Origin of the sequence: Henriciella aquimarina (genome assembly GCF_002088975.1) — a bacterium.
Classification (GTDB): Bacteria; Pseudomonadota; Alphaproteobacteria; order Caulobacterales; family Hyphomonadaceae; genus Henriciella; species Henriciella aquimarina.
This window is the reverse complement of the sequence record NZ_NCST01000119.1, coordinates 1-7,459: the sequence shown is the minus strand read 5'-3', so window position 1 is coordinate 7,459 and position 7,459 is coordinate 1. Positions and strand designations below refer to the sequence as shown.

The 7,459-nt window shown below is 60.6% G+C and carries 8 protein-coding genes; 3 read left to right on the top strand and 5 right to left on the bottom strand.

Features of this window, described 5'->3' with window-relative positions; translation table 11 throughout:
• Positions 1-2 precede the first annotated feature (2 nt).
• Entirely contained in the window at positions 3-1,232 is a 1,230-nt protein-coding gene (locus tag B8784_RS18930) for an NAD(P)/FAD-dependent oxidoreductase (RefSeq protein ID WP_143435630.1), read from the top strand.
• A gap of 126 nt (positions 1,233-1,358) precedes the next feature.
• A complete protein-coding gene (locus B8784_RS18925; RefSeq protein ID WP_158085751.1) occupies positions 1,359-1,991 on the top strand; it encodes a TetR/AcrR family transcriptional regulator in 633 nt (210 codons plus the stop codon).
• 5 nt (positions 1,992-1,996) lie between these two features.
• Here B8784_RS18925 and B8784_RS18920 read toward each other — a convergent pair whose 3' ends face one another.
• From B8784_RS18920 to B8784_RS18900, 5 genes are all read right to left on the bottom strand, one after another.
• Positions 1,997-3,427: an aldehyde dehydrogenase family protein gene (locus B8784_RS18920; RefSeq protein ID WP_084399572.1), complete on the bottom strand. Its 1,431-nt coding sequence runs from the start codon at positions 3,425-3,427 to the stop codon at positions 1,997-1,999.
• A 37-nt stretch (positions 3,428-3,464) separates the two neighbouring features.
• Positions 3,465-4,634, bottom strand: a complete 1,170-nt coding sequence (locus B8784_RS18915; protein WP_084399570.1) for a thiolase C-terminal domain-containing protein — start codon at positions 4,632-4,634, stop codon at positions 3,465-3,467.
• An 8-nt stretch (positions 4,635-4,642) separates the two neighbouring features.
• Entirely contained in the window at positions 4,643-5,056 is a 414-nt protein-coding gene (locus B8784_RS18910; RefSeq protein ID WP_158085750.1) for a Zn-ribbon domain-containing OB-fold protein, read from the bottom strand.
• A 138-nt stretch (positions 5,057-5,194) separates the two neighbouring features.
• Positions 5,195-5,920 carry an SDR family NAD(P)-dependent oxidoreductase gene (locus B8784_RS18905; RefSeq protein ID WP_233356242.1) on the bottom strand — a complete coding sequence of 242 codons (726 nt, stop codon included), beginning with the start codon at positions 5,918-5,920 and terminating at the stop codon, positions 5,195-5,197.
• A 63-nt stretch (positions 5,921-5,983) separates the two neighbouring features.
• Entirely contained in the window at positions 5,984-6,304 is a 321-nt protein-coding gene (locus B8784_RS18900; protein ID WP_084399564.1) for a 2Fe-2S iron-sulfur cluster-binding protein, read from the bottom strand.
• Between the two features lie 106 nt (positions 6,305-6,410).
• Here B8784_RS18900 and B8784_RS18895 point away from each other — a divergent pair.
• Positions 6,411-7,459, top strand: a 1,049-nt coding sequence (locus tag B8784_RS18895; protein WP_084399562.1) for an acyl-CoA dehydrogenase family protein, incomplete at its 3' end; no start/stop codon positions are given.

The following is a 7,459-nucleotide window of genomic DNA, read 5'->3' as shown; positions in this document are numbered from 1 at the left end:
TCGTGATCGGCGGTGGTCAGGCGGGTGCGCAGGCGGTGCAGTCGCTGCGGCTGTTCGGCTATGAAGGCGCGATCACCCTGGTCGGCGACGAGGCGGCGCTGCCCTATCAGCGCCCGCCGCTGTCGAAGGCCTACATGAAGGGCGAGCTCGGCGAGGAACGGCTCTATTTCAAGCCTGCCGCCTGGTATGAGGACAACAAGGTCGAGACGCTGCTTTCCCAGCGCGTGGAGTCGATCGACCGTTCGGCGCGCGAGGTGCATCTCGAACATGGCGGCCACCTGGCTTATGACGCGCTGATCATCGCCACCGGCTCGCGCCCGCGGCCCGTGCCGGTCGAGGGGGCGGAACTGAAGAATGTCTTCGACCTGCGCACCCTGGCCGATGTCGAGCATATCCAGCCAAAAATGATGGACGGCCAGAAGCTGGTCATTGTCGGGGCGGGCTATATCGGGCTCGAGGCGGCCGCCGTGGCGCGCCAGCTCGGCCTCGAGGTCACCGTGCTGGAAATGGCCGAGCGCGTGCTCTCGCGGGTCACCAGCCCCGTCATTTCCGAATTCTACCAGGACCTGCACAAGGAACACGGCGTCGATATCCGGCTCGGCGCGCGGCTCGACAAGCTCGTTGGCGAGGATGGCAAGGTCACCCATGCGGTGCTCGCGGGCGGCGAGGCGATCGAAGCCGACATGGTGCTGACCGGCATCGGCATCCTGCCGAATGTCGAGCTCGCCGAAGCGTCCGGCCTGCCGGTGCGCGACGGGATCATCGTCGACGAAGACGCGCGCACCTCCGACCCGCATGTCTTTGCCGCGGGCGACTGCACGGTGCGTCCGCTGGCCCATTATGCCCGCACGGGGCGGCTCGAAAGCGTCCACAACGCCATCGAGCAGGGCAAGCTGGCGGCGGCCGCCATCATGGGCCGAGAGCGCCCGAAGCTCGACTGCCCGTGGTTCTGGTCAGACCAGTATGACGTGAAGCTGCAGATCGCCGGCCTCTCCATGGGCCATGACACGGTCGTGGTGCGCGGCGACCCGCAGGCGAAGAAGTTCGCGGCCTTCTATCTGAAGGGCGGCCGGCTGATCGCCGTGGACGCGGTCAACAGCCCGCCGGAATTCCTGGCATCGAAAAAACTCATCATGTCAGGCGCGCATGTTGCAGCTGACCGCCTGAGCGATACAAACATTCCCATGAAAGAGATTGCTTTACAGGCAATGGGCGAAAATCCGTCAGCCTGACAGCTTCCGGGGTTTACTTCGAGGTCGACCGCTAACTAATACTTCAAGATATTGTTGTAGGCAGGGGTCGATATGGGAAGACCGTCCAAATCCTTGATTTCGCGCGAAAGTGCGGCGAGCGCAGCCTTGAGTATCATAGATACGCAGGGGCTTCGCGCGCTCAGCCTTGAGCTTGTGGCCAAGCGGCTCGGGGTGAAGGCGCCGTCCCTGTATTATCATTTCAAGGACAAGAACGAGCTTCTTTCGGAAGTGGTCCTGCTTCTCCTGCGCGAAGTCGAAGCACCCAAGATTGACGAAAATGACTGGGAAAAGACCCTTGTGCGCCTCTGCAAATCATCGCGGCGCACCATTCTTCGCCATCCCAATGCGGCGCCGCTCCTGCTCCAGTTCTTTCCGAGACGCATCCTTCTGGGGGCCTACGATTTCTGGGCTTCGCTCTGTCCGTATCCGCCGGAGGTGCAGATGGTGATCATCGAGGGCACTGAAAAACTGACCTATGGCTCGGCGCTTTTCGAGGCGGCCGCCAGATCGTACGGGGTCGAGCCGATGCCCGAATTCGACCTCGAACAGTTTCCGCATCTCGCCGTGGCCGTTCGGTCAAATCCCTATGACGATGAAGAGCTGTTCGAGGAAACGATCATGTCGTTTCTCCGGAGTTTCCGCCATCTGCCGCAGGAGCAAAAGCGCCTGACCGAAGCCGAGAAGAGGAAGGCCCGCCGGCTCGGCATTGCCAAGTCCGTACCGGCGGAAGCTGATTAAGCGGGTCAGGCAACTGAATCCGCTGATTTCGGAATGTAAATCGCTTTCGGCTGTGTGAATTCCCTCAACCCGTACACGCCATTTTCCGAGCCGATGCCGGACTGCTTGTGACCGGTAATCGGGGTCAGCGGTGTGGATTGGAGATTCTGGTTGATCCAGATTGTGCCGCTTTCCATGTCCGACGCGATTTCCCTGGCCCGTTCGATATCTGCCGACCAGACGGACCCGGCTAGCCCATAATCGGTATCGTTGACCCGACCGATCACCTCATCGATGTCGCGGAATTTCATCATCGGCAGGACCGGACCAAAAGCCTCTTCCTTTACCACACGCGAATTTTCCGGTGGATTGTCGACGATGGTCAGCGGAATGAAATAACCCTCCCCGGGAACATCGGACCCTTGAAGAAGGGTCAGGCCGCTTTTCCTGGCATCCTCGAGCAGCTCCAGAACGCGTTCATACTGCGCCTTGTTCTGGATTGGACCGAACATGTTGCCCTGATCGCTTCCGTCACCGACAGCCGCTGCTTTTGCCAGCTGATGCATGCGGTCGCGAACAGCGTCGTAGACATCCTCGTGCACATAGAGCCGCTTTGTCGCGACGCAGATCTGCGAGGTGTTGGCGAACGCACCGTTGAAGAGGTGCTCCGTAACCTTGTCCACATCGACATCCGGCAGGACGACGGCTGCATCATTGCCCCCCAGCTCGAGCGTGACTTTCTTGAGATCGCGCGCGGCGGACTCCATGACCCGCTTCCCCGTCGCCGTGGAGCCGGTAAAGGATATTTTCGAAAAGCCCTGGTGAGATGTCATCCAGGGGCCGAGTTCGTCGCCGCCACTGATGATGTTCATAACGCCCGGCGGAAAGACTTCTCGCAGGAGTTCGCCGAGCTTCAGCGTGCACAAAGGGGTGAAGGGCGATGGTTTCAGGACGATCGTATTGCCCGTGAGAAGGGAAGGGGCAATCTTCCAGCTCGCGAGCAGCATCGGAAAATTCCAGGGTACGATGGCGCACACGACGCCCAGCGGCTCATGATGAACCTCGATCCGGCGATGATCGGTGTCTTCGGTGATATCCACCGGCAAATCGAGGTCTGCCGTGCTGGCCAGCCAGTAGGCGGCCCCCATGATTTCTTCCTTTGCCAGGGCTGTCGGTCGGCCCTGTTCCTTTGTGAACAGGCTCGCAAACGCATCGGCATTTTCCATGATCAGCGCGCTTGCCTTTTTAAGAGCGGCCCGGCGGTCTTCGATCGGTGTCTTCTTCCAGCCCTTGAATGCGCGCCGGGCGGCCTGGACCGCGGTCTCCAGGTCGTCCCGTGACGCCCGCGGGCACCTCGCGAAGGCCGTCCCGTGAGCGGGATTGATCACCTCCAGGGTTTCATTTGCTTCGACAAGCTGCCCATCGATGAGCATCCTGTAATCACTGTCAAACCGCATCTCGTTTCCTCCCTTTCCACACTCGTGGTTCATTCGGTCAATCAGGCTGTTCACTTCCAAAGATTGCTGAGCTTACGATGGGAGCTCCCGGTCCGCCTGCGAGTAGACATGTCTTTGCCTCAGGCACCTGGTTGGGTGAGTCGCCCCGGATCTGTCTGACGCTTTCGATCATCATTCCAATGCCATGCACGAAGCCCTGGGCGATATTGCCGCCAGAGGTGTTGATCGGCAGCTTGCCCGAAGGTGCAATGAGATTCTCCAGCCGGAAGAAGTCGCCGGCCTCTTCTATGCGGCAAAAGCCATGGTCGATGATGGATGCGACGGCCTGTGCGCTGAAATTCTCGTAGACCTGGGCAACGTCGATATCGTCCGGACGAAGGCCCGTCTGATCCCATAGGTGCCTTGCCACCGACTTGAAACCGGCTGTCGCATACTGGTCCGCATCATCGTTCTCGAGCAAGTCGCCCCAGCCTTTTTCGGCACCCTGCGCAACGCCGAGAACATAGGCCGGTTTCTTCTTCAGATCCCGGGCCTTCTCCGCCGAGACGAACAGGACCGCGCCGGCGCCATCGTTTTCCCGCGAACAGTCGAACAGGTGAAACGGTTCGCTGATAATCCGCGACTTTTCATAGTCCTCGTGCGAGATTGATTTTCCGTAGGCTACGGCCTCCGGATTGCGCGAGCCGTGGTAATAGCAGGCTTGCACGATGGCTTCGGCCGCTTCGGGCGGCACGCCATGATGTTCGAATAGGCGCATGGCACGGATGGCGCACATTTGCGCAGGCGCCACCAATCCTGCACCCGCCATATGACTGTTGAGATGGTGAGCCATCACAGCTGCAGACAGACGGCCACTACTGCCTTGAACCAGCGCGCGATAGACGACGACTGCGCTGGCCTGACCGGTCATGATGGCCGCGGCCGCCTGCCCGATAGCGGCGGCAATGCCGCCTCCACCGCCCCCGAACACCGTACTGCACCACCGGAGGTCCTTGATACCAAGGTCGGGCATCAGCCGGACCGGTTCATTCTGGTCGTCCCCGAAGGAGGCAAAGCCATCGATTTCCGAAGGCGCGAGTCCGGCGTCCTCGCACGCATCGATGATTGCACCGATGAGAACGCCCCGTTCAGGCATCGGAGCTGTCCCGCGCTTGTACTGGCGCAGGCCGATGCCTGCTGCCGCTATATTTCCCGCAATTCCCTGCATGATTTCCCCTAGACCAGTGACCAGATTAACGTCGGAATTTTCCGATCCAGAAAGTCGACTTCTGTAATGTCGGCTCTCACCCGGGCGCCGATGGCGACGGCTGCATCTGGCCTGTCGAGCGTCCCGATCAGGCGCACATGGTCAGCATCCAAAAGGCTCACGACGACCGAGACGAAGGGGGGCTTGTGCGCAGCCGGTCCGCCAAACGCGTGCCAGGTGCGCGTCCAGCTGAATATCCGTCCCTCTGGCGACACAGTCTGCCAGACATGTTCCCAGCTTCCGCAATCCGGACAGCGAAACACGGCGGGCCAGTGGATTTCAGAGCAGCCTGCACATTTTTGCACCCGGATTTCACCCGCTTTGAGACCTTCGAAGTAGGGGCCGTCTGCGCCGGAAGTGAGCGCTTCGATTTCAGCTGTCACGATCTCTTCCTCCAAAGAGGGGATCTGGACAGGTTTGAGACCTGTCCGTCCCTGTTTCAAAAACTAATATCGTTAGATCAGTAATAGCGTGTCGCTGATCCGGGTCAACAGGTCTTACCGGCTTGAATGTTCAGCCGGCTAGCGAGCGACCTGCGCGTCATCTGCAACCACACAGGTTCCAGTTATGAAATGGGATCGAGGGTCCACCAGGTAGAGCAGGGTGGACTCTAGCCAGGCCGGGTCGCCAATGCGTTTGCGAGGGGTGCGTTCGATGACCCGGTCTCCCACACGGTCCATGAAGTCATCCGTCATTTCGGAATAGAACATGCCGGGCGCTATGGCATTGACGTTGATATTGAACTTTGCCCACTCCAGCGCCAGTGTTTCGGTCAATCGCACCACACCGGCCTTGGTGGCGCAGTAAAGGGCCGACGCCGATGACGGTGTATAGTGATAGGCGCCGACAGACGCGATGTTCACGATCCGGCCCGGCTCCTCTGCTTCGATGAGCCGGCGGGCCGTTTCGCGGCAGAGAAGGAAGGGGGCCCTGAAGTTCGTGGCAATGACCTGATCGATTTTTTCCAGATCGAGCCGGGTGGCAAAATCAGCATCGGCGATGCCGGCATTGTTGACCAGGATGTTAACGCGGCCGTGGGTTTCTTCCACCAGATCGAAGGTCGCCTCTATGGCCTTCGCATCACAGATGTCGAGGGCGGCGGCGGAAACGCTACATCCCTGTCCGGTGAGTTCATCACGCAATCGTAAGAGCGGGGCTGGCCGACGTCCGGCCAGATGAACCCGGGCGCCAGCATGGGCCAGCGCTCTGGCAAATTGTCGGCCGAGACCCGATCCGGCGCCTGTCACAAGGGCAACCTTTCCGTCGAGGGCAAAACCGCTCGGTTTGCTATCTGCTGGCATGAAAGCTCACTAGTATTGTGTTTCCGGCGTGGTGATTTTCAGGCCATCGAGATCTTCACTAACCTCGATTTGGCAGGAAAGTCGTGAGGCAGGGGTCGTTCCTTCGGCAAACTCCAGCATGGCGAGCTCGGAGTCAGATGGCGGGTCCAGCCTGGGCAGAAACTTTTCGTCGACATAGACGTGACACGTGGCGCAAGCGCATGCTCCCCCACATTCGGCAACGATTCCGGGTATGTCGTTCCGGATTGCGGTTTCCATGACCGAGTGGCCGCTCTCTGCCTCGACAGGGCGTTCGGTCCCTTCATGGTCCAAGAAAATTACTTTAGGCATCGCCAGGAATTTCTCCATTCAATTTGACAAGGGTATAAAACTATAGTCGTTAGATTCAAGGGGTGCCGTAGCGGACCCCCATGACAGTAATATTGGAGATGCCATAGTGACGGTCGTAGATGTCCAGCTGGCCGATGAGATCGCCAGGCGTGTCGAGACTTTTGTTCGTAAGGTTGTCGTTCCCTATGAGCGCGATCCACGCCTTGAAGAGCACGGGCCGTCGGCCGAGCTTGTGAAGGAGCTGCGCGAGAAGGCCCGCGCGGCCGGCGTGATGACACCGCATATCCTCGAGGATGGCAGCCACCTGTCCCAGCGCGGTACGGCGCATGTGCTGCAGAAGACCGGCCTGTCGCCCCTCGGCCCCGTGGCCTGCAATACCGGCGCGCCGGATGAAGGCAACATGTTCCTGCTCGGCAAGGTCGCCACGCCGGACCAGCACGACCACTTCCTGAAGCCGCTCGTCTCCGGCGAGGCGCGCTCGGCCTTCTTCATGACCGAGCCGGCCGCCGATGGCGGAGCAGGCTCCGATCCGTCCATGATGCAGACGACCTGCGTCCAGGACGGCAATCACTGGGTCATCAATGGCCGCAAGACCTTCATCACCGGCGCCGAGGGCGCGAAGGTCGGCATCGTCATGGCGAAGGCCGAAGAGGGCGCCTGCATGTTCCTCGTCGACCTGCCGGATCCGGCGATCCGCATCGAGCGCGTCCTCGACACGATCGACAGCTCCATGCCGGGCGGGCATTCCGAGGTGGTCATCAGGAATCTTCGCGTACAGGCGTCCGACATGCTGGGCCAGCCTGGCGAAGGCTTTCGCTATGCGCAGATCCGGCTCGCGCCGGCGCGCCTCTCGCACTGCATGCGCTGGCTCGGCGTGGCGACGCGCGCGCAGGAAATCGCGACCGAATATGCCTGCAAGCGCCAGGCCTTCGGCAAGCTGCTGGTCGATCATGAGGGCGTCGGCTTCATGCTGGCTGAAAACCAGATCGACCTGCAGCAATCGGCCCTGATGATCGACTGGTGTGCCGATGCCCTGGACCGGGGCGAGACCGGCAATGTCGAAAGCTCTATGGCCAAGGTGGCGGTGTCGGAAGCGTTGTTCCGCGTTGCCGACCGCTGCGTCCAGGTGATGGGCGGCATGGGCGTCAGCCGCGA